Origin of the sequence: Paenirhizobium cremeum (genome assembly GCF_022884085.1) — a bacterium.
GTDB classification, from domain to species: domain Bacteria; phylum Pseudomonadota; class Alphaproteobacteria; order Rhizobiales; family Rhizobiaceae; genus Allorhizobium; species Allorhizobium cremeum.
In genome coordinates this window covers 40,410-61,153 of record NZ_JAGGCS010000009.1, presented here as the reverse complement: position 1 = coordinate 61,153, position 20,744 = coordinate 40,410, and the positions used below count along the sequence as shown (strand labels likewise).

17 protein-coding genes are annotated in these 20,744 nt (G+C 62.5%); 5 read left to right on the top strand and 12 right to left on the bottom strand.

The annotated features are described in order from the left end of the window. Positions 1-181: 181 nt before the first annotated feature. Together pepN and J5N58_RS25980 are read right to left on the bottom strand one after the other, a co-directional pair. Entirely contained in the window at positions 182-2,830 is a 2,649-nt protein-coding gene (gene pepN, locus J5N58_RS16600) for an aminopeptidase N (protein ID WP_112827444.1), read from the bottom strand. A 170-nt stretch (positions 2,831-3,000) separates the two neighbouring features. Then, positions 3,001-4,110 (bottom strand): methyl-accepting chemotaxis protein, encoded by a 1,110-nt coding sequence (locus J5N58_RS25980; protein WP_113426448.1) that lies wholly within the window; start codon positions 4,108-4,110, stop codon positions 3,001-3,003. 313 nt (positions 4,111-4,423) lie between these two features. On the opposite strand from J5N58_RS25980, the gene J5N58_RS16590 reads away from it, so the two are divergent. After that, positions 4,424-5,362, top strand: coding sequence for a DMT family transporter (locus J5N58_RS16590; protein ID WP_112827442.1), 939 nt, complete (start codon positions 4,424-4,426; stop codon positions 5,360-5,362). Between the two features lie 18 nt (positions 5,363-5,380). On the opposite strand, the gene J5N58_RS16585 is transcribed toward J5N58_RS16590, so the two are convergent. Further along, a complete protein-coding gene (locus J5N58_RS16585; protein ID WP_112827441.1) occupies positions 5,381-6,613 on the bottom strand; it encodes an MFS transporter in 1,233 nt (410 codons plus the stop codon). Between the two features lie 363 nt (positions 6,614-6,976). On the opposite strand from J5N58_RS16585, the gene J5N58_RS16580 reads away from it, so the two are divergent. After that, on the top strand, positions 6,977-7,885 hold the full coding sequence (locus J5N58_RS16580; RefSeq protein ID WP_112827440.1) for a hypothetical protein: 909 nt from the start codon (positions 6,977-6,979) through the stop codon (positions 7,883-7,885). Between the two features lie 139 nt (positions 7,886-8,024). On the opposite strand, the gene J5N58_RS16575 is transcribed toward J5N58_RS16580, so the two are convergent. From J5N58_RS16575 to J5N58_RS16555, 5 genes are all read right to left on the bottom strand, one after another. Beyond that, positions 8,025-8,180 carry a hypothetical protein gene (locus J5N58_RS16575; RefSeq protein ID WP_162708156.1) on the bottom strand — a complete coding sequence of 52 codons (156 nt, stop codon included), beginning with the start codon at positions 8,178-8,180 and terminating at the stop codon, positions 8,025-8,027. Between the two features lie 139 nt (positions 8,181-8,319). Further along, a complete protein-coding gene (locus J5N58_RS16570; RefSeq protein ID WP_112827439.1) occupies positions 8,320-8,511 on the bottom strand; it encodes a hypothetical protein in 192 nt (63 codons plus the stop codon). 222 nt (positions 8,512-8,733) lie between these two features. Beyond that, positions 8,734-9,612 carry a uracil-DNA glycosylase gene (locus J5N58_RS16565; RefSeq protein ID WP_244711721.1) on the bottom strand — a complete coding sequence of 293 codons (879 nt, stop codon included), beginning with the start codon at positions 9,610-9,612 and terminating at the stop codon, positions 8,734-8,736. 173 nt (positions 9,613-9,785) lie between these two features. After that, positions 9,786-11,078, bottom strand: coding sequence for an Hsp70 family protein (locus J5N58_RS16560; RefSeq protein ID WP_244711719.1), 1,293 nt, complete (start codon positions 11,076-11,078; stop codon positions 9,786-9,788). Between the two features lie 138 nt (positions 11,079-11,216). Then, positions 11,217-12,104 carry a LysR family transcriptional regulator gene (locus J5N58_RS16555; protein WP_244711717.1) on the bottom strand — a complete coding sequence of 296 codons (888 nt, stop codon included), beginning with the start codon at positions 12,102-12,104 and terminating at the stop codon, positions 11,217-11,219. Positions 12,105-12,204: 100 nt separating this feature from the next. Between J5N58_RS16555 and blaOXA the strand changes: the two genes are divergently transcribed. Then, the gene (gene blaOXA, locus J5N58_RS16550; protein ID WP_244711715.1) at positions 12,205-13,026 is read left to right on the top strand and encodes a class D beta-lactamase; all 822 of its coding nucleotides are present in this window, start codon (positions 12,205-12,207) and stop codon (positions 13,024-13,026) included. 27 nt (positions 13,027-13,053) lie between these two features. Here blaOXA and J5N58_RS16545 read toward each other — a convergent pair whose 3' ends face one another. The 3 genes from J5N58_RS16545 to J5N58_RS16535 form a co-directional block, all read right to left on the bottom strand. Then, positions 13,054-13,266 (bottom strand): hypothetical protein, encoded by a 213-nt coding sequence (locus tag J5N58_RS16545; RefSeq protein ID WP_244711713.1) that lies wholly within the window; start codon positions 13,264-13,266, stop codon positions 13,054-13,056. A 130-nt stretch (positions 13,267-13,396) separates the two neighbouring features. Continuing rightward, positions 13,397-13,621 carry a hypothetical protein gene (locus J5N58_RS16540; protein WP_112827434.1) on the bottom strand — a complete coding sequence of 75 codons (225 nt, stop codon included), beginning with the start codon at positions 13,619-13,621 and terminating at the stop codon, positions 13,397-13,399. A gap of 152 nt (positions 13,622-13,773) precedes the next feature. Further along, positions 13,774-14,562, bottom strand: coding sequence for an SDR family oxidoreductase (locus J5N58_RS16535; RefSeq protein ID WP_244711710.1), 789 nt, complete (start codon positions 14,560-14,562; stop codon positions 13,774-13,776). 305 nt (positions 14,563-14,867) lie between these two features. Between J5N58_RS16535 and J5N58_RS16530 the strand changes: the two genes are divergently transcribed. Both J5N58_RS16530 and J5N58_RS16525 read left to right on the top strand, forming a co-directional pair. Next, positions 14,868-18,209 (top strand): autotransporter domain-containing protein, encoded by a 3,342-nt coding sequence (locus J5N58_RS16530; RefSeq protein WP_244711708.1) that lies wholly within the window; start codon positions 14,868-14,870, stop codon positions 18,207-18,209. A 162-nt stretch (positions 18,210-18,371) separates the two neighbouring features. Beyond that, positions 18,372-19,139 (top strand): DeoR/GlpR family DNA-binding transcription regulator, encoded by a 768-nt coding sequence (locus J5N58_RS16525; protein ID WP_113338847.1) that lies wholly within the window; start codon positions 18,372-18,374, stop codon positions 19,137-19,139. 18 nt (positions 19,140-19,157) lie between these two features. Here the strand turns inward: J5N58_RS16525 and J5N58_RS16520 are convergent, their stop codons facing one another. Next, positions 19,158-20,564: an FAD-binding oxidoreductase gene (locus J5N58_RS16520; protein WP_113442658.1), complete on the bottom strand. Its 1,407-nt coding sequence runs from the start codon at positions 20,562-20,564 to the stop codon at positions 19,158-19,160. Between the last annotated feature and the right edge of the window lie 180 nt (positions 20,565-20,744).

The window sequence follows — 20,744 nt, the reverse complement described above, 5'->3', positions numbered from 1 at the left end:
AATATGCGGGCCGCAACCCGATCTGCTGGAAGACGAGGTCCAGCGGGAAGAAATGCCGGGAGCGCCAGCCTCGGCAGAGAGGTCTATCGGCGATCCCGATGGGAAAGCCCGCCGGCGCAGCGCCGGCAAGGAGAGGCGCGGCAGTCCGGTGTCCGCGCCCATGCTCCGTTTTCGCGTTCGATCAGCCCTTCAGCGTGCGATCGACAATGTCGCGGACATCGTTGGACAGCGAGCCACTACGTTCGATGGTCATCAGGGCCTCGCGCGCGTGATCGGCCCTGCCGGGTTCGAGCAGGCGCCAGGAGCGCAAGGCGGTGAGCAGCCGGGCCGCAAGCTGCGGATTGCGCTTGTCGATGGCCAGAACCTGTTCGGCGAAGAACGTGTAGGCCTTGCCGTCAGCCCGGTTGAAGCCCGTCGGGTTGCCGAAGGCGAAGGTGCCGATCAGCGCGCGCACGCGATTGGGATTGGAGGCGACGAAGTGCGGGTTCTGCATCAGCCGCATGACGCGGTCGAGCGCGCCTTCGCCCGGTATGGTCGCCTGGATCTGGAACCACTTGTCGAGCACCAGCGCATTGGACGAGAAGCGCTTTTCGAATGCCGCCAGCGCTGCATGGGTCTCCGGCGCATCGGGGAAGCGGTGGGCAAGAACGGTCAGGGCCTGCGACAGGTCGGTCATGTTGTCGGCCTTGGCGAAAGCCGCAGCAGCTGTCCCCGGAGCGTTCTCGCTGAGGGCGAGGTAACCGAGGGCGCAGTTGCGAAGCGCGCGGCGGCCGGCGCTTGCGGCATCGGGGCTGTAGGCGGCGTCCGATGCCAGACCCTTGTACAGCGCCTCGAAGGTTGCCGCGCCCGCGGTCGCGATCTCCTTGAGGATCGCCTGCCGGCCGGCATGGATCGCGTCCGGATCGTTGTTCGCCCCGAGTTCGCGGGCGATATCGGATTCGCTCGGCAGCGTCAGCGCCTGCGCCCGGAATGCAGGTTCGAGGCTGTCGTCGGCGGCAATGGCGAGAAGGGCGTCGAGAAGGCCCTTGTCGCAGGAGACCGGATCGCCCTTGCCAGCGGCGGCAGCCGCCGCCGTCAGGTTCGGCAGGGCGAGATCGGTAAGCGCCTGCCAGCGCGAGAAGAGATCGCTCTCGAAACGCGCGATGAGGGCGAGATCCTCCGTCGCCTGCGCAAAATGCAGGGTCACCGGCGCGGAGAAGCTGCGGTTCAGCGAAATGACCGGGCGGCTGGCGATGCCGGAAAAGACGAAGGTCTGGCTGCGCTCGGTCAGATGCAGGACGTCGCCGGTGACCTCGCCGCCAGTGACGGAGGAGGGGTTCTGCTCGTCGCCATTGGCACCGATCAGCGCGAAGCGCAGCGGTATGTGCATCGGCTCCTTGTGCGTCTGGCCCGGTGTGGCCGGAATCATCTGCTCCAGCGACAGGGTCAGCGTCTTCGCCGCGGCGTCATAGGAGGACGAGACGGTGATCTGCGGCGTGCCGGCCTGATTGTACCACAGCGAAAACTGCTTGAGATCGCGGCCGTTGGCATCCTCGAAGGACTTGACGAAGTCCTCGACGGTCGCGGCTTCGCCGTCGTGGCGCTCGAAATAGAGATCCATGCCCTTTTTGAAGCCGTCGCGGCCGAGAATGGTCGCAATCATCCGGGTGACCTCGGACCCCTTCTCATAGACGGTCGTCGTGTAGAAGTTATTGATCTCTCGATAGGCGGTCGGGCGGACGGGATGGGCAAGCGGCCCCGCATCCTCCGGGAATTGTTCCGAGCGCAGGTGACGCACTTCGGCGATGCGCTTCACCGGACGGGACCGCTGGTCGGCCGAGAATTCGTGGTCGCGGTAGACGGTAAGGCCTTCCTTCAGGCAGAGCTGGAACCAGTCGCGGCAGGTGATGCGGTTGCCGGTCCAGTTGTGGAAGTATTCATGGGCGATGATCGCCTCGATATTGGCGTAGTCCTGGTCCGTTGCGGTTTCCGGATCGGCCAGCACGTATTTATCGTTGAAGATGTTGAGGCCCTTGTTCTCCATGGCCCCCATGTTGAAGTCGGACACGGCGACGATCATGAAGATGTCGAGGTCGTATTCGCGGCCGAAGACCTCCTCGTCCCATTTCATCGAGCGCTTCAGCGCGTCCATGGCATAGGCCGCGCGCGGCTCCTTGCCGTGCTCGACATAGATCTTCAGCGCCACCTCGCGGCCGGACATGGTGGTGAAGGTGTCTTCGACCACGCCGAGGTCGCCGGCGACGAGCGCGAACAGATAGGAGGGCTTGGGATGGGGATCGAACCAGGCGGCGAAGTGCTTGTCCGGACCGTAGCCGGCGCCGCCGAGGAAGTTGCCGTTCGACAGCAGCAGCGGGTTGGCTGCCTTGTCGGCGATGATATTGACCGTATAGACGGCCAGCACGTCCGGACGATCCGGGAAATAGGTGATGCGGCGGAAACCCTCGGCCTCGCACTGGGTGCAATAGACCCCGTTTGAGCGATAAAGGCCCATCAACTGCGTGTTTGCCTCGGGATTTATCAGCGTCGTGACGGTGATTTCGAAAGGCGTGCTTTCAGGCAGGTCGCGGATGGTGAGGCTTTCGGGCGTTGCCGTGTAGCGCTCCGGGGCCATCTCGATCTGGTCGAACAGGAGGCTTGTCATGGTGAGGTCGTCGCCGTCCAGCACCAGCGGCGCCGCCGGATCGACACCCTCGCGACGGTGGAAGATCAGACGCGCCTCGACCTTTGTTTCGGTCGGATCAAGCTCGAAGGTCAGGTCCACCCGTTCCAGCACGAAGTCGGTGGGGCGGTAGTCTGCCAGATGAATGATCCGGCCCGTATCTGTTCGCATGATTTGTCCTGATCGTAAGTGAATGCCCGCCTTGCGGCACCGGCATACGACATACGCCCGCAGGATCACCGCCAGATTATTGTGGATGATTACATTAATTTCTGAACGATTGTTAAAACACCGATCAATTTAATACCCATTTTTGGACGGGCTCCAGTCTCTTCCAGGCGTCATTTCAGCCCGAAAGCCGCCCGAATGGCATCGTCGCTTTCCATCTGCTGGGCGATGACGCCATACCAGCCGAGCCCGTCATAATCCTCGTAGCCGAGCGTCTTGGCGAAGGCGACGATCGAACCCTTGCCGTCATAATAGCTGCCACGCATCAGTCCCTCGGGATTGTGAAGCGCAAAATGCGTGTAGCGGCGGGCCGGATTGCTCGAGGCAATCACCCGCAGCGCGCCGTCGAGCAGCATGACTTCCGTCTTCTCCGCCACCTGGGGCGGCAGGTTGGCTTCCTTCTCGACAATCGCCTGGCCCTGCGCCTGCCAATCGAAATAGACGCCAAGGGTGCCGACCAGCGCGCCATCGGAGCGGCCGCCGGCCCGGATGCCCGTCGCATAGACGAGCACGTCGCGATTATCGTGGGAAAGGCTGGGCTTCACCTCGTCGACGGCATAGTCGTCACCGCTCGCGCACTGGCGCGCCGCCGCAAACCATGGCTCGCCGGCGAAGCTGCGGTCTTTGAGCCCCTTTTGGAACCTGGGATTGGCGGATGCGACGACACGACCGTTCGCATCGGTCATCACCAGGTCGAGATAGACAGTGTAGAAACGGTTGATGACGCCGAGCCGTTCGGCCGCATAGGCGAACCGGTCGCTGGTCGGGTCCTCAAGCGCCTGCCAAAGGGCCGGGTCCGTCGCCCACCAGCGCACATCGGCGGTGCGTTCGAACAGGTTGCGCACGATGAACTGCACCAGCGTCTGGGCGAGATCCGTGAGACGGACGCCTTCCATCTGCTTGACGAGGTCATCGGCCATATTGCGGCCGACGCCGATACGGCCAAGCACGTTTTCCTGGAAACGGTCCGCGATGTCGGCCGCGGCCTGGGCAAGGCGCTGCACTTCATTGGCCACGACCGCAAAGCCCTTGCCGGTCTCTCCAGCCCGTGCCGCCTCGATGAGCGCATTGATCGCCAGCAGCCGGATCTGTTTCACCACATGCGTATTTTCCGCGCTGAACCGCTCCAGATCGACGCCTATGCCCTCCGTCACCAGGCGCATCGAGCGGGGAGTGGCAACGAGGGGGGCTGTGCTTTTCAACTTCGGAACGGCTTCGCTCATGGACAACTATCCAGAAAAGGAGTGGCTCTTGCAGTGTCCGCCTGTAGCGTTGCAACCGATGGCGGTACTGTGGAAATGTATGGGTATTGAACGAAGGCGAGTATCCGTAAAATTGGTTAACTGAGAATAAAGTATATTTCATCAGTTCTATTGTGCATATCGCTCCTCGCAGCCTCTTCCACGGTCACAGTGGCGATATGTTCTTGCTTCCCTCCTCCGTAAGCGACTATCGTCCGATCAAAGCTTCGCCGTCGAACAAGCAGTCTCGTCCGGTTGCCGCATCTCCTGTCTCTCCGCATCCGGAGCCTTATCGATGGCTGTCGCCTCTTACGATCCCCTTCGTGGCATTCTTCTCAAGGTGGCGTCTGTCACCGTCTTCGTCGGCATGCAGAGCTGCATCAAGCTTGCGGGCAGCGATCTCCCGACGGGACAGATAACCTTCTATCGCTCCGCTTTCGCAATCGTTCCCATTCTTCTTTATCTCGCCTGGAAAGGCGATCTGCGCCATGCCTTTCGAACGAACAATCCGTTCGGCCATCTCAAACGTGGATTGATCGGCGTGGCAGCGATGACGGTCGGCTTTTACGGGCTCGTTCTCCTGCCGTTGCCGGATGCGATTGCGATCGGTTATGCGATGCCGCTGCTGGCGGTGGTCTTTGCCGCCGTCTTCCTGCGGGAGACGGTCAGGGTCTATCGATGGAGCGCCGTTTTCGTCGGCCTGATCGGCGTGTCGATCATTTCCTGGCCGAAACTGACGCTGTTCGGCGAGCAGGGTTTCGGCTCCCAGGCGGCGGTGGGTGCCTGTGCGGTGCTTCTGTCCGCCGCATTGGGCGCGGCCGCCATGCTGCAGGTGCGCCAGTTGGTGCGGGAGGAGCGAACGGCGACCATCGTGCTCTTCTTCTCGCTGACGGCTTCGTTGTTGTCGGCGGTGAGCTGGTTCTTCGGCTGGCAGGTCTTGTCCTGGCAATCGCTCGGGCTGATGGTCATGGCCGGATTCTTCGGCGGGCTCGGTCAGATCTTGCTGACCGAGAGCTATCGTTTTGCCGATGTCTCGACCGTCGCACCCTTCGAATATTGTTCGATCATCCTCGGATCGATCATCGCTTTCCTGCTGTTCGACGAGGTTCCGACGCTGACGACGGTCATCGGAGCGGTCTTCGTCGTCGGAGCCGGCATCTTCATCATCTTCCGCGAACACCAGCTCGGTCTCGAGCGCCGCGCCGCGCGCAAGGCTTCGACGCCGCAGGGATAGCGGCGTTCCGTGGGCTTCTCAGGAGACCTGGTCGCCGATGCCACCCGACGGGTCCGGCCCCTGCATCGGCAGCGGCTTGGACTGGAAGTCGGTCTTTTCGGCCGGTCCCTCGCTTGAGGGGCGGCGCAGCATGCGGAATCCCGCATAGCCGGCATAAAGCGCAAAGGCCGTGGCGAGGAACCAGATGAGCCCGTTCGGGCCGAAATATTCCATCAGCGTTCCCCCCATCAGCGGCCCGGTGACCGTGCCGAGACCGTAAAGGATCATGATCGCGCTGGAAATCTTCACATATTCGTCCGGCTCCGCCATGTCGTTGGCGTGGGCGACATTCAGCGCATAGACCGGATAAAGAACGGTACCGACGAAGAAGCCGGCGATATAGAGCGCCACCGGACTGCCGCCGAAGATCATCATGGCAAGGCAGGCCGTCATGCCGAAAATACCGGAGCCGATCATGACCAGCCGGCGATCGATGAAGTCGGAAAGACGTCCGAGCGGCATCTGCGCGATTGCGCCACCGGCAAGCAGGGCCGCAAGCAGGGTGGCCCCTTGCGCCGTGGTCATGCCGACATTCTGCGAATAGACGCCGCCGAGGCTGCCCCAGGTGCCGGAAAGCGCGCCGGACAAAAGCGATCCGAAGAAGGCGACCGGCGAACGGGTGAGCAGCCTTTTCAGGTCAAACTTGGCTTCAGCAATCGGCGCCGGCGACTGCGCCGTCGAAAGGGCGGTGGGAAACAGCGCTAGGCAGAAGAGCAGGGCGCAGACGATGAAGAGCTCCGTCCCGCGCGGATCACCGAGCGGCACGAGATACTGCCCGCCGATCGATCCGGAGAGACTGGTAATCATGTAGACCGAAAAGATCGCTCCCCGGTTCTCGTTGGTTACGCGCTCGTTGAGCCAGCTTTCGATCAGCAGGTAGGCGCCGGCGATGGCAAAGCCGGCGAGGCCGCGAAACAGCATCCAGGCGCGCCAGTCCACCAGCAGCGAGCACAACAGCACGGAGACCGTCAGAAGGGTCAGAAGCGCGGTGAAAACCCGTACATGGCCGACGCGGCGCACGAAGATCGGCGTAACGATGCACGAAAGCGTGAAGCCGAACGTGTATGCGGTCGCGATGACCGAGATCGTAAAGGTCGACCATCCCTCGTCGATCGAGCGGATCGGAAGAAGGAAGTTCATCAGACCGAACCCCGCCATCATCAGCAGGGTTGAGAGCATGAGCGAAGCGATCGAGGCGAGGCTGGCCAGCATCGGATGACCCTGAAATGAAGAAACCGGATTGTGCCTTTAATCCAACCGCGACGGACTGTCGATTGCGACAGGTTTCGGCGCAAAGTCGTATTGGGTCGTATACTCAATTTTTCGTCAGCCGACCGGTAATAAGGTTGGAACTGTCCGGCATTTCATTTAGTTTAAAAGAACTGCGGCTAATCTACGATGTAACAGGCACGGGAGCACGCCGGGCGACCGTTGCCTATGTTGGTATTATGAATTGCATATCTACCTTATTCCATTTGCGACCTGACCGTCGCGGCTCGTGCTCTGGCGGTATCGGGGAGGCGCCGGGAGCGTATCGTTGCGGCCTTGACCTGCGATCCGAAAGGAGGCCGGCCCTTGGCGTTTTCCACTGAACAACTGGCTTCCGATCCGCGCTTCGTCGAGGCGTTGAGAGCCTTCGCCATAGAGCTTCGCGGCCGCTATGACGAACATCCCCGACTGGCCCGTCTTCTGGCCTCGCATCAGCGCTGGCTTTTGAGCCAGGCCGCCTTCGCGCTCCATCTTGAATACGATCCTTCCGAACCGAATTCCGGCCTGACCACCACGCGGCTTCGCGATCTGGTCACCACGGTGGGAGCCGCCAGCCGAAACACGGTGCTGAACTTCCTCGATCAGCTGACAAGCTATCGTTTCATCCGGGTCGCTGGCGATCCGGCCCGCCGTCCCCGGCGGTTCGAGGCGGCCGACGTGACCACGCAGGCCATGTTCGACTGGCTTCTCGCCAATCTCGCCACCCTGGACCGGCTGGACGGCGGCGTCCGGGCGGAGACGCTGGCGACACGGCCGGAACTGTTTCGCCTGATCCAGCCCTGGGTGGCGCGCAAGTCGTTGTCGGACCCATGCTGGCGCGAACCGCCGCCGCGCGTCGCGATGTTCCTCTGGACCGAGGCGGGCGGACTGGTGATGGATGAACTGGTCCGGCGCATACGTCCCGCCGAGAACCATGAAGGCCGATTCGACATCGGCAGGATCGACGCCCGGCAGATGGCCGAGCAGTTCATGATGTCGCGCACGCACCTTCAACGGCTGCTTCGCAAGGCGATCGACGAAAACTGCCTTCAGTGGCAGGACGAGACCAAGAAGGCCGGCCTGTGGTTCTCTGCCGATTTTCTCTTCGAATATTGCAGCTGGCAGGCCGTGAAGTTCTCGATCGTCGACCAGGCCTTCGAGGAGGCATGCGCAAAAACGGCGGTGGAGGCGGACGTTTCCGCGTCCCAGCGCAACGCTGCCGGCGGCGAGCCCTGAAGCGTATCGCGATCCTTCGGATTCGCCATGCGGGCCTTAAGTCATTTTTTTATCGATTATCTCTGCGGCAAATCCGCGCCGCACTTTTGCGCGGCAGTCCCAAATCATGGTTCTGCGATCTGCCGGCCGGTTAAGGATGTCAGAGCGGGATTTGTCGGATCAATGCGTTTTCGCGCGCGGCGGGGCCGGTCTTGCCGCGAACTTCGTTGGAATAGGCTTCCGACGCGCTGACGGCGCTGCCGATCTGGAAGACCGCAGCCTTCAGGCTGCGGAGCGGATGAAGCATCAGGGTCATGGTATTCGCTCCTTGCACTCTTACATTGGGCGCGGTGATCGTGCACTTTCCCGTTTAAGTTTAGGAGAACGTCGCAATTGTGCAATGCACAATATCGTCGGGCTGCAATGCAGTTGACACAGGGCTGCTTGCGGAAGTCTCAGCTCTGGCGGAAATCGGCGAAGACGGCAGCCGGACGTGTCGCATGGCTCATGCGGGTGAAGACACGTGCGGTGAGCTGTTCGTTGGTCGCCGAGCCGAAATTGTGATAAGGCTGGCCGGAGCGCACAGGCTCGCTGGCGAGACGCAGGGTCTCGAACTTGCAGTGAATGGGACGGGCGCGCATAGACATCGCTGTGATTCCTTGTATGCCGAATCCTCCCACAACTTGGCTCTATATTGCAGCGCAACATGATTTCGGCAAGGCGGGCGCATGCGTCGCTGCATTGCGCCAGATGCATGGCTCCCTTCATATTCTTTTAACGGATGTCACTTTTTTGATCGTCTGTCGCGAATCCGGACCCGGCCAGGCCGGGAACGAGCCGGATCGCCATATGCTTTCAGGCGGGCTGTTTCAGCGCTGCTCCAGCCGTGCCTTGAATGCCAGAAGGTCCTGCCAGGCCAGTGCCTTGCTGGCCGGCGCGGTCAGCAGTTCCTGCGGATGAAGCGTGGCGATGGCCGGGACGGCATGATTGCCGCCGGCGATATCGCGCCACTGTCCGCGCAGGGCGTGGATGGTGCCGGTTTCGCCGAAGAAGAAACGCGCGGTGAAATTGCCCAGGAGAAGGACGGTTTTCGGTTCGGCGAGCTCGATCTGCCTTTCGATGAAGGGGCGGCAGATGGCTGCTTCTGGCTGCGAAGGCGAACGGTCGCCGGGCGGCCGCCACGGCATGACGGTTGTAATCATCACGCCATCGCGCGAAAGCCCGATGGCCGCCAGCATACGGTCGAGAAGAAGCCCGGCGCGGCCGGAAAAGGCCGCTCCCTCGCGGTCGTCGTCGCCGGAGGGCATCGGCCCGATAACCATGATCCCGCTTGCCGGATCGCCGTTGGCAAATATCGTCGAGCGTGCTGATGTCTTGAGGTTGCATCCGCCGAACGCTTCGAGCGCCGTCCTGAGTTCGGCGAGCGAACGCGCGCTCTCGGCGGCAAAACGTGCTTCGGTGACGGCATGCTCGTCGGGAATGGCGGGCGCCGGAACAACGGCGGCGGGCCTCGGGGCCGGGCGTTCCGCAGTCGGCCGAGCGCGCCCCTCGGGTGCAGCCTGGGCCGGTGCGGCCTGGCTGGCGGGCGCGGTCGCTGCCGAGGCCCTGGGCCCGCGGGCACGCTGTTCCGCAAATTCGGCGACACGATCTACCGCATCGTCCTCGACGAGCCAGTCGACGCCCGCTTCCGCATAAAAATGCAGGAGCGCAGCCAGTTCGGCAGGCATCATGTCGCGGGCAGGGGTCATGATCGGGTCTTAGCGCAAAGCGCGCCGGACAGGAAGGCCGATTGAGCGGCGATTGTCCGGCCGACCTCAGGCGTCAACGGTTTTTGCCAGGCGGCCGTTCGGGGAGGGTGGGCGTCGAGCGGCGCGTCCCGTCGCTTTCCCGATCGCGTCTTTTTGCCAGGGGATGAGCGGCCTTACGCCGTCCATTGCTCGATATCGTCGCGCTCGCCGATCAGCGAGAGACCGTGGGCAATCGATACCATTTCGCCGCCGGTCTCGATCCGGTCTGCATCGAAGCGGTTGGTGAAGATGCGGCGAACGGCCGGGACGAACGAGGTGCCGCCCGTCAGGAATATCTTATCGATATCTTCGGGCGCGGTGCCGGTGCTTGCCAGCACCTCGTCGAGCGCGCCTTCGATGCGGGCGAGATCGTCGGCGATCCAGTTTTCGAAGTCGTTCCGCTTGACGCTCTTGTGGCCGGCCGGCCCGAGCGGGGCGAAGTGGAATTCGGCCTCCTCTGCACTCGATAGTGCCATCTTGGTGGCCGACACCGCCTGATAGAGCGGATAGCCCTCGTCATGCTCGATGAGTTCGATGAAAAGCTCCAGCTTGTCCGGCTCGGTGGCCTGGCGCACCAGCGATTGCAGGTCGGCAAACTCGCGCGAGGTCTTGAACACCGAAAGCTGGTTCCAGCGCGAGAAGCTGAGATAGTAGTTGCTCGGCACGTCGAGCAGCTTGCCGAAGCTCTTGAACTGGCTGCCCTTGCCGATTTCCGGCGCCACCACATGTTCGATGATGCGGGCGTCGAACTGGTCGCCGGCAAGGCCGACACCGGAATGGCCGACCGGCGTGGCGCTGATACGGCCCGCATTCGTCTCGAAGCGGATCAGCGAATAGTCGGTGGTGCCGCCGCCGAAGTCGGCGACCAGAACGGTCGCATCCTTCTTCAGGTTGCGGGCGAAATAGAAGGCGGCCGCCACCGGCTCGTAGACATAATGCACTTCCGGAAAGCCGAAGCGGGAGAGCGCCTCGTTGTAGCGGGTGATGGCAAGCTGCGGGTCGGGATTGGAACCGGCAAAATGCACGGGACGGCCGGCGACGATGCGTTTTGCCTCCGAGGGCCAGCCCTCGCCGGCATAGGTTTCGAGCCGACGCAGGAAGACCTCCATCAGATCCTCGAACTGGAACCGGCGGGCATGAATGAGCGTGCCCTGGAACAGTGCCGAGGCCGCAAACGTCTTGATCGACTGCAGGAAGCGGCATTCGCCCGGATTGTCGATGAACTGGCGGATGGCCGCCTGTCCGGCCTCGACCTTGAGCGCGCGTGCGCCGAGTTGCGCATCCTTCATGAAGGAGAGTGCAGTGCGCATGCTGTCGGTCACGCCCGCCGACGAGGCAAAGGATACCGATTGCGTCGTGCCGTCCGCATCCGCAAGCGCCATCACCGTATTGGTCGTGCCGAAATCAAGCCCCAGCGCGTGAGCCATCGCTGCCGCTCCCTTTTGATATGTCTGTCTCTGGAATCGGGCCGTGCCCGAACATGAAAGGGGCGCAGTCGATGCGCGCCGCAATGAAGAGCGCGCCTAATGGCATGGATGACAGGGCGAAGGCAAGGCCCTTTCGGCTCAGCCGTTCGCCTCTTTCGTCTCCTGCGCCATGGCCATCATCCACGCGCCGAAAGCCTGCATGGCGGGTGTCACGCTGCGGGATTTCAGCCGGGTGAGCCAGTAGCAGCCCTTGGAGACATGGATCGGAAAGGGCTGTTCGATGGCGCCACTGGCGAGATGGCGGGAAAACATCAATGGCGGCGCGAGCGCCACGCCGGCGCCCTGCAGGGCTGCCTCCACCATGATGATCGAGGAATCGAAGACGGGGCCGCGTATCTGCGGCGGGTTGACCCCGGCTGCCTCGAACCAGTCCGGCCATTCGTCATGTCGATAGGAACGCAAAAGGTTCTGGCGCGCGACGTCCTCGGGCTTTTCCAACTGGCGGGCGATCTGTGGAATGCAGAGCACCGAAAGCGGCGCTTCGAACAGGGCTTCCGCCTCGATATCGTGCCATGCGCCGTTGCCGAAACGGATGGTGTAATCCAGCCCTTCGGCGGCGATGTCCACCCGGTTGTTGTTGGTCGAAAGCCGGACGTCGATATAGGGATATTGGCGGCGGAAGTCGCCGAGGCGCGGCAGGAGCCATCCGACCGCAAACGTGCCGACGGCGCCGATGGCCAGCACCTCCTGCACATGCCCGCCCTGAAACCGCTCCAGCATGTCGGCCATGCGGTCGAAGCTCTCCTGCAGCGAAGGCAGGAGCGCCAGTCCCTCTTCGGTAATCATCAATCCACGCGGCAGGCGGCGGAAGAGCGTCACCCCGAGCCGCTGTTCGAGCAACTTCACCTGGTGGCTGACGGCGGCCTGCGTAACGCGGAGTTCGATGGCGGCGCGTGTGAAGCTCAGGTGGCGGGCGGCGGCCTCGAAGGCGCGCAGCGCATTGAGCGGCAGATGCGGTCGAACCATGGAAGGCCTTATTTTTCTAATGGCTCTCCGCAGTTATCATCGTTTGTGCGCGGCTCGCAAGCCGGACTAGAAATGCCGTGTTCAACCACGGGAGCATTCCATGGCATTTTGCAGACGCATGTTTCTTGGCTTTTCATTCGGCGTCACCGCCCTTTTTACCTCAGGATATCCGGCATTCTCGGCGGAACCGGTCCATTGCACCGTTGTCATCGACGAAGCGAGCGGTGATACGCTTTACCGCAAGGGGCTCTGCGACGAGCCTTTCTCGCCGATGTCGACGTTCAAATTGCCTTTGGCCATGATGGGCTATGATGCGGGCATCCTCGAAGACGAGCGCAATCCCCGCTGGGACTATCGCGCGGAACTCGACCGTCCGAAACGAGAACAGAAGGCGACCGATCCGACGATATGGGAGAAGGAGTCTATTGTCTGGTATTCGCAGGAGATCACCCGCCGGCTCGGTGAGCGCCGGTTTGCCGATTATGTGCAGCGTTTCGGCTATGGCAATCGCGATGTGTCCGGGAATGCCGGCAAGAAGGATGGTCTCACGCAGTCCTGGCTGATGTCATCGCTGAAGATCTCACCGGATGAGCAGGTGGCGTTTCTGCGCCGTTTCCTGACAGGTGGCCTTCCCGTCTCTGAACATGCGGCGGACATGACGCTTGCCATCGTGCCGCATTTTTCTTCCGCAGACGGCTGGGATATCCAGGGCAAGACCGGCAGCGGCTTGATGCGGGACAAGGCGGGGAAAGCGGATCGTTCGCGCCCGCTCGGCTGGTTCGTCGGCTGGGCCACGAAGGGCGACCGGCGCGTGATCTTCGCCCGGTTGAATATCGCCAACCGCCCGGCCGATGAGCCGCTCAGCCTCATGACGCGCGATAGCCTGATTGCGGACTTTCCGCAAATCGCGGCCGGTTTCTGATCGTTCGGGCGGGGGCAACCGCCCCCGTCAGTTTTCACGCATATAGTTTTGCGCGGCCCAGATGACGCCGAGGCCCGCGATCATGGCCACGAGGCCGTAGGCGATCCATTCGTCCTGGTTAATCATGAAACTCGTTGCCGGATAGGGAAACAGTCCGGTTCCCTGTCCGACCCACACGAGACCGGTCAGACCCAGGATGAGCCCCATTGCCGTAAACAGCAGACGTGCGGTTGCAATCATTGCCTTCCTCCCGATTTCCTCCTCTGGATCAGAGGCTTGGCATCTGCGCCAGAGAGGTGCTTCTTGCACTGTTCAGCGCCGCCGGCCTCCCGGTCCAGTTGCGCTACTTCTCATGTCGAGCATGGAGCGGTCAGGCGGACGGCTCGTGATCGCGCGGAAGAAGGAAGCGTGCCCCGACAAGCACGATCAACCCGAAGATGGCGACGAGCGAACCGTTGACGGTCCAGACGCTGTCCTTGGGCATGAAGTCCGTGCCGGGCAGGCTCACCATATGAGTGCCGTGCGCGACCCAGGCCGCGCCGACGACGATAATCAGGCCTCCGACGATCGTCAGTAGCTGTCGAATATGCTCCATATTTCTCCTCCCATGGAACAAATTGTCGCATCTACTATAGTCGAAAAACCGGCGAAATCCAGCGTTTTCAGGGGTTTGAAAACGGCGGCGGAAGCCGGAAAACCCCGCGCACCCTGAGATGCGCGGGATCGTCAATCTCAGGGTCGCGGGTCTCAGATCGAGCGGGCCGCGCCGCCATCGACCCTCAGCATCGTGCCGGTGATGTAGCTGGCGGGCTGCGAGCACAGGAATGCGGCGGCGGCGGCAAATTCCTCAGCCGTGCCCAATCGTCCGGCCGGAATGGTCCTGATCGATGCGGCGCGAACCTCCTCGATGGTGCGGCCGGTCCGCTGGGCATTGGCGCTGTCGAGTTCCTCGATGCGGTCGGTGTGGATGCGGCCGGGCAGGATCATGTTGGCGGTCACGCCATAGGAAGCGACTTCCGTGGAGATCGTCTTGTTCCAGCCGACCAGCGCCGAACGCAGGGTGTTGGAAAGCGCAAGATTGGGGATCGGCTCGAACACGCCGGAGGAGGCGACGGTGACGATGCGGCCGAAGCCCTGCGTCTTCATCAGCGGCAGCAGTGCGTTGGTCAGCGTGATGACCCGGACCACCATGCTCTGGAAGAAGTTGTAAAGCTTTTCCGGCGTCATTTCCTCTGCGGTTCCGGGCGTCGGGCCGCCGGTATTGTTGACGAGAATGTCGATGCCCCCGAGTTTCTGGTGAACGGCGGCCAGCATGGTGTCGACGAAATCGGCATCCGAAAGATCGGCCACGACATGATCGGCCTTGCCCTGGCCTGCGGCATTGATGGCCTCGCAATTGTCCTTCAGCTTCTCGCCGCTGCGGCCGCACAGCAGCACATGCGCCCCCTCCGCCGCCAGCGCCCTGGCGATGCCGAGGCCAAGTCCGCGCGAGGAAGCCAGTACCAGTGCCCGCTTTCCCTTGATGCCGAGATCCATGTGTGAGTCCTTCCCGTGACGTGATTGCTTTGATCCCACGTTAGCAAGGGCGCGGTGCGAAAGGAAAGGCCTCCGGGATTGTCGGAGGGGAGGACTTTGCCCGCTGCCTTGTCGAGCGCCGGGATGGAGCGGGCTCCGGCGTTTCGGTACCGCTTGCCGCCGGCGGGGCTCGGTTGAAAATGTCACAAAGGTTACATTTAACTTTGGGATAACCATTGACGAACGGGAAAACGCCCGGTTCCGCCCCAAAATTAGCTCGTCATGGTGATTAAATGTCAAAAATCTATCATAATCATATGAAAAATATGGCAGCCAGTCTTTCGCGCCGCCGCCTTGGTGTTTTGCTCTGTGGAGCGGCCTTCCTCGGAGCTTCGCTCGGTTCCGCCCATGCCGCGGATGAAGGCACTTTCCGGGTGCTGTCGCTCAACACCTGGCTCGACCGCTTCAAGCCAGACGCTTCCCAGATTTCCGATTTTCTCATCAACGGGGCCTACGACATCATGGCCTTCCAGGAACTGCGGGCCAACAGCACCTATTCGGCGCAGATCCCCGGCATTCTCGCAAATGCCGGGCTCGGTACCTATACGAGCACGCAGACGAGCGATGTCGGCGTCACCTATCGCCTGCCCGGAACCTCCGGCAACACGACGCTTCCGAATGGCGGACCGGCGGTCAGCTACGTTACCCTTGACAACCAGAACGGCGTGCCGACGACCATCGTCGGCTCGGTTCACCTGAACTATTACGACGAGGCCGACAATCGCGTTACCCAGGCGAAGGCGCTCAACGAATGGGTCCTCTCGACGGATGCGCCGGTCATGATCGTCGGCGATTTCAACGCCGGGGACCTCTCCGAGCGTGGCCTCCACAATGCCGAACAGCAGGCTTATCTCTTCGCGCGCACAATCATCGATGGCGGCAGCTCGGATCTGTGGCTGGACCTTGCAAGCGAATACACGCCCGAGGGCCGGGAAGCCGAATTCCAGGCCTATGTGGACAGCATGAAGGCGACCGACGGAAACGGCAGCGAGCATTATCGCAATGTGATCCAGGCCTATTTCGATGCGCACCGGAGTGATTATCCGGGGCTGACCAGCATCTCGCAGATGAGCTGGCGCCAGTGGGAAGAAATCGTCGCCAAGGACATGGCCGATAATGGCCTGACCTTCGAGGACGAGACATATCCTGTGACCTCGAACACGCCGCAGACCATGAACCTTCTGAAGAAGCAGTATATTCTTCTGCAGAACGAGAGCGAGCGGGAAACCTACGCGCCGCACGACCTGAACGACGGCAGCACCACATGGCCTTCCCATGGCGAGGATGCGACCAACACCTGGACGAGCTGGGACCGGGTCAAGATCGACCACTTCCTCGTCTCTCGGCCCTACGGCAAGTGGTGGATCATCGCCGACGATCCTTCCGATCCCTATGTTGGCGTTCTGGACGATGTCGGTTATGCCAACGACGGCACCACCCCGCTTTCGGACCACGAGCCGGTAGCCCACACCATGAAGTGGATCGGCCCGGCGCTCGAGAAATACACCGATGCTGCCGGCGTGACCGGCCAGACGCGACTGGTCTGGGGCACGGATGCCCCCGTTTTCGAAGAAAACGGCAAGGTCTTCTATCTGACCCGCAACAACATGCGCACCGACCTTTATCTCGGCCAGGTCTCCGACGATGAAGGCATGCCGATCCTGACCGGCCTGACCACGGCCGAAAAGAAGACGCTCCTCGATTGCAAGAGCACGGATCCGCGTTTCCAGCAGGCCATCCAGGAATACTGTATCGACGACCACAGCTTCATCGACGAGACGCTCGTCACGGATGGCGGCACGGTCATCGTCGACGAGGATGCGGCCCTCGGCACCTCGGCGGCGGAACTGCGCCTCGACGACGGTACTTTGAAGATCGCCGGCACGGCCATGACCGCACTCGACCGTTCCGTGATCCTCGAAGCGGGCGGCGGCACCATCGATGTCGACGATCCCGCCAACAGGGTGACGATCGCGCGCGAGATTTCCGGCATCGGTTCGTTCACCAAGGCCGGCGCCGGCGCTCTGAACCTCACCGCCGACAACAGCTACACAGGCGAAACCATCGTTGCCGAGGGGCGTCTGGCCGTCAACGGTTCGATCGAGGACTCCGTCCTGACCACTGTTCTGAATGGCGGCATTCTCGGCGGCAACGGCACTGTCGGCGATCTGCTGGTCGCGTCCGGCGGCACGGTCGCGCCCGGCAATTCCATCGGTCGGCTGAATGTCGCAGGCGACGTGACCTTCGAGGCGGGCTCAACCTACGAGGCCGAAGTCGACGGCAGCGGCAATTCCGACATGATCGCGGCGTCCGGCTCGATCTTTATCAATGGCGGCTCGCTCTACTTCATCGCGGCCGGCAGCGATTTCGATCCGATGACTGACTACCAGATCCTCTCCGCCGGCGTCGGCATTTCGGGTCAGTTCGACAGCGTCGGGTCGGATTTCGCCTTCCTGTCTCCGGACCTGCTTTATTCCGCCACGGGCGTAACCTTGCGGCTTGAGCGCAACAACCTCGGCTTCGGCAGCGTCGCCACCACGCGCAACCGTATCGCCACCGCCGGCGGCATCGAAAGCCTCGGCAGCGGCAACGACCTCTACGACGCCGTCCTAAGGCTGGACGCGGCAACGGCCGACGAAGCCTTCCATCAGGTATCCGGCGAAATCTATCCCTCGATCGCCGGTGCACTCGCCGACGATAGCCGCTTCGTCCGAGATGCCGTCGAGCAGCGGCTGAATGGCATGGGTCCCGCCGAGGGCGCTTCGGGTCAGTCGGGCGACAACGCCTCCGGATATCAGGCCTGGAGCCAGGGCTTCGGTTCCAGGGGGTCGACCGATGGCAACGGCGTGGATCAGCTCGACCGCAGCACCGGCGGCCTCTTGATGGGCATCGACGGCATGGTGTCGGAAGACCTGCGCCTCGGCATTCTCGGGGGGTATGGCCGCTCCTCCTTCTCCCAGGCCGGCCAGCCGGCTTCCGCCGACGCCGACAGCTACATCCTCGGCTTCTACGGTTCCTCCCAGTTCGGTGCACTACGCCTGAATTTCGGCGGCAGCTATGGCTGGAACGCGATCGAGGCCGACCGCGACATCGCCTTTGGCAATTTCACCGACAGCCTGAACGCCGATTACGATGCGGCAACCGCGCAGCTCTTCGGCGAGGCGGCCTATCGTATGCAGCTTGGCGAGGCGGTGTTCGAGCCCTTCGCCGGTCTGGCCCAGGTCCATGTCTCGACGGACGGCTTCACGGAAGACGGCGGCGCTGCGGCACTCTCCGTCGATGGCGCCACCTACGACGTGACCTTCGCCAACATCGGTCTGCGTGCGGCAACGACGTTCGACATCGGCGGCACGATGGTTCGCCTCAAGGGACAGGCCTCCTGGCGGCATGCCTTCGGCGATATCACGCCGGAGACGTCCATGGCGCTGGCCGGCGGCTCGGTCTTCGACATCGAGGGCGCTTCCGCCAATCGCGATGCAGCCGTCGTCAAGGCCGGTGTCGACTTCGATGTAGCGAAAAACTCCTCGGTCTTCGTCAACTACGTCGGCGAGTTCGCCGCCGAAGGAGCCGATCACGGCATCAACGCCGGCTTCAAGCTGAAGTTCTGATTTGAAACAACCATCTGGAAAAGTGAAGGCGGGTTTAGGCCCGCCTTCGTTGTTTCTGTTGGTGACGCGTTGCGGTTGCTTGCATTTTGCCGGCGATATGGTTCCCTCGCGATAAATCGAAATCCGGGCAGGGGCGGACAGCCGGAGGGTACGAAAAAGACAATGGACAAAAAGACACGCCGTCAGCACAGCCTGATGCAGCATCTCGAACAGTACCGCTACATCTCGCTCGAGGAGATCGCCACGCGCTTCTCCGTCACGACACAGACGGCGCGAAGGGACATTCAGGAACTGGAGATGGCCGGCAAGGTGCGTCGCCTGCATGGTGGCGCAACGGTCGCCCATCCGATCGACCCCGGCGTCCTGCGCGCCCGGCGCGTCGAAAATGCCGAAGCCAAGGAGCGCATCGGTGCAGCCGTCGTCGAGCGGATCAAGGATGGTTCGGCAATCTTCATCGACACCGGAACGACGTGCGAGGCCGTCTCCCGCGCTCTTCTCGGGCACAAGGGCCTCAGGGTCGTGACCTATAGCCTGCGCGTCGCGACGGTTCTGAGCGAGGGCGCGGATTTCACGGTGGCGGTACCGGGTGGTTTCGTCCGTCGGGTGGATGGCGGCGTGTTCCGTCAGGATACGCCGGAATTCATCAGCAAGTTCAAGTTCGATACCGCCATCATCTCGGTGAGCGGGATCGATTCGGCCGGCGATATCGGGGACGACGACCATGCCGAAGTGGCGGCCGTCCAGGCGGCGATGAAGCAGGCGGAAACTATCATCCTCGCCGTCGACAGCAGCAAGTTCGGCCGCCGCGCCCTGGTGAAGCTCGGCGGACTGGCTGATATTCATGAACTGGTCTGCGACGCGCTGCCGGATGCCGATCTGCTGCGCAAGCTGAACGATGCGGGTGTGCGTCTCTTCGTTGCGGGTAGGTGAAGGCGCGGAAACCGCAAGTCAGGCGAAAGGCACTTTCCCCGGATTGAACATAGCCTTCGGGTCGAGCGCCTGCTTGATCGCACGGGCAAGCGCCCGTTTTTCCGGCGATATGCAGGTTTCGTAGCCGTGACGCTTCTCGAAACCGACGCCGTGCTCGGCGGAAAAGCTTCCGCCCGCTTCCTGCACGCCGAAATAGACTGCGCCTTCAACGGCGAGCAGCTCGGCTTCCGTCAGCGGTCCCCGCCTGATGAGGGTGATATGCAGATTGCCGTCGGCGATATGGCCGTAGACATAGGCGTCATAGGTCGCATCGATGGCTCTCAACCGCGCATGAAGGCCGGCGACATAGGCGTCCAGACCGGTTGGTGGCACGGAAATGTCGAAGGAGGCCGCGCCGGGAATGTCCGCATAGTAGAAACCGGAGTCCTCGCGTATATCCCAGAACCTGCGGGCCTGCTCGAGCGACTGGGCGATGATGCCGCCCTTGAGATCCGCCGGTTCCCAGAGCGTTTCGAGGCCTTCTTCCAGTGCCGCCGTCGCCCGTTCGACCGTCTCCGCGGAAACTTCGATCAGCAAGGCGCCGGCATCGTCTTCGAGCCATGAGAGATCGAAATTCTTCAGTTTCGCATGGTCGCGGATATAGCGCGGCCACATCATTTCGGCGCCCTCCAATGTAACGGCCGGCAGCGAGCGGAAATGCCTGATGACCGAAAGCGCCGCGGCCGCGTCCGCAACGCCGATGAAGGCCGTGGCGCGGTGAGGGCGAAAGGGCTCCAGTTTTAGCACAACCTTGGTGACGAAGCCGAAGGCGCCTTCACCGCCGATGAAGAGATGCTTGAGATCGGGTCCTGCGGAAACCTTCACCACCCGCGTCATGTCCGAATAGATTTCGCCGGAGGGCAGGATCGCCTCCAGCCCGAGAACCTGATGGCGCATCACGCCGTTGCGGAAGGCGAGAATGCCGCCGGCATTGGTGGAGACCATGCCGCCGACGGTGGCGGTGCCGCGCGAGCCGAGGTCGATCCCGGTCGTCAGGCCATGGGGTGCCGCCGCCTGCTGCAGCGCCTCGAGCGCCACCCCCGCCTCGACCTCGGCCGTCATTTCGTCGGCATGGATCGCGAGGATGCGGTTCAGCCGCGCGGAGGAAAGGATCACGTCGCCGGCACGGCTGACATTGCCGCCGACGAGGCCGGTGAGGCCGCCCTGCGGTACGATCGCGACGCCGTTTTCGGCGCACCAGCGGACGAGCGCCGCAGCCGCCGCGCTCGAGCCGGGCTGGGCCATGACGCCGCCGGCAAAATTGTCGGGACGCTCGCCAGGATGGCGTCCGGCAAGTTCCGAGGGACCGAGAACGGTAAGTTCGGGATGAAGGCCGGACAGGCGTTCGGCGAGGTCGGCTGGCGAGAGGCGGGGAGCGGCGGGCATGATGGCGGAATCCGGACGATGGGCCCTCTGCGGGAGAGGCGGAGCTTTTCCGATTGCCATGCACCCATGCGGCTTTTTTGGCAAGCGCGCGTGCCTTCCGTCCTGCATCTCGCCTGCTTCGTTAAACTTTCGCAATGCGGAATTTTGGGCTTGATCCTGCCGCGATTTGGGATCATCTGA

Excerpts from the sequence above, each read along its gene's own strand:
- J5N58_RS16575 (WP_162708156.1), bottom strand. The coding sequence starts at position 8,180 with ATGACCCTGATGCTTCATCCGCTCCGCAGCCTGAAGGCTGCGGTCTTC.
- J5N58_RS16555 (WP_244711717.1), bottom strand. The coding sequence starts at position 12,104 with ATGGTTCGACCGCATCTGCCGCTCAATGCGCTGCGCGCCTTCGAGGCC.
- J5N58_RS16570 (WP_112827439.1), bottom strand. The coding sequence starts at position 8,511 with ATGTCTATGCGCGCCCGTCCCATTCACTGCAAGTTCGAGACCCTGCGT.
- J5N58_RS25980 (WP_113426448.1), bottom strand. The coding sequence starts at position 4,110 with ATGAGCGAAGCCGTTCCGAAGTTGAAAAGCACAGCCCCCCTCGTTGCC.
- J5N58_RS16545 (WP_244711713.1), bottom strand. The coding sequence starts at position 13,266 with ATGATTGCAACCGCACGTCTGCTGTTTACGGCAATGGGGCTCATCCTG.
- J5N58_RS16590 (WP_112827442.1), top strand. The coding sequence starts at position 4,424 with ATGGCTGTCGCCTCTTACGATCCCCTTCGTGGCATTCTTCTCAAGGTG.
- pepN (WP_112827444.1), bottom strand. The coding sequence starts at position 2,830 with ATGCGAACAGATACGGGCCGGATCATTCATCTGGCAGACTACCGCCCC.
- J5N58_RS16565 (WP_244711721.1), bottom strand. The coding sequence starts at position 9,612 with ATGACCCCTGCCCGCGACATGATGCCTGCCGAACTGGCTGCGCTCCTG.
- J5N58_RS16525 (WP_113338847.1), top strand. The coding sequence starts at position 18,372 with ATGGACAAAAAGACACGCCGTCAGCACAGCCTGATGCAGCATCTCGAA.
- J5N58_RS16560 (WP_244711719.1), bottom strand. The coding sequence starts at position 11,078 with ATGGCTCACGCGCTGGGGCTTGATTTCGGCACGACCAATACGGTGATG.
- J5N58_RS16540 (WP_112827434.1), bottom strand. The coding sequence starts at position 13,621 with ATGGAGCATATTCGACAGCTACTGACGATCGTCGGAGGCCTGATTATC.
- J5N58_RS16535 (WP_244711710.1), bottom strand. The coding sequence starts at position 14,562 with ATGGATCTCGGCATCAAGGGAAAGCGGGCACTGGTACTGGCTTCCTCG.
- J5N58_RS16520 (WP_113442658.1), bottom strand. The coding sequence starts at position 20,564 with ATGCCCGCCGCTCCCCGCCTCTCGCCAGCCGACCTCGCCGAACGCCTG.
- J5N58_RS16530 (WP_244711708.1), top strand. The coding sequence starts at position 14,868 with ATGGCAGCCAGTCTTTCGCGCCGCCGCCTTGGTGTTTTGCTCTGTGGA.
- blaOXA (WP_244711715.1), top strand. The coding sequence starts at position 12,205 with ATGGCATTTTGCAGACGCATGTTTCTTGGCTTTTCATTCGGCGTCACC.
- J5N58_RS16585 (WP_112827441.1), bottom strand. The coding sequence starts at position 6,613 with ATGCTGGCCAGCCTCGCCTCGATCGCTTCGCTCATGCTCTCAACCCTG.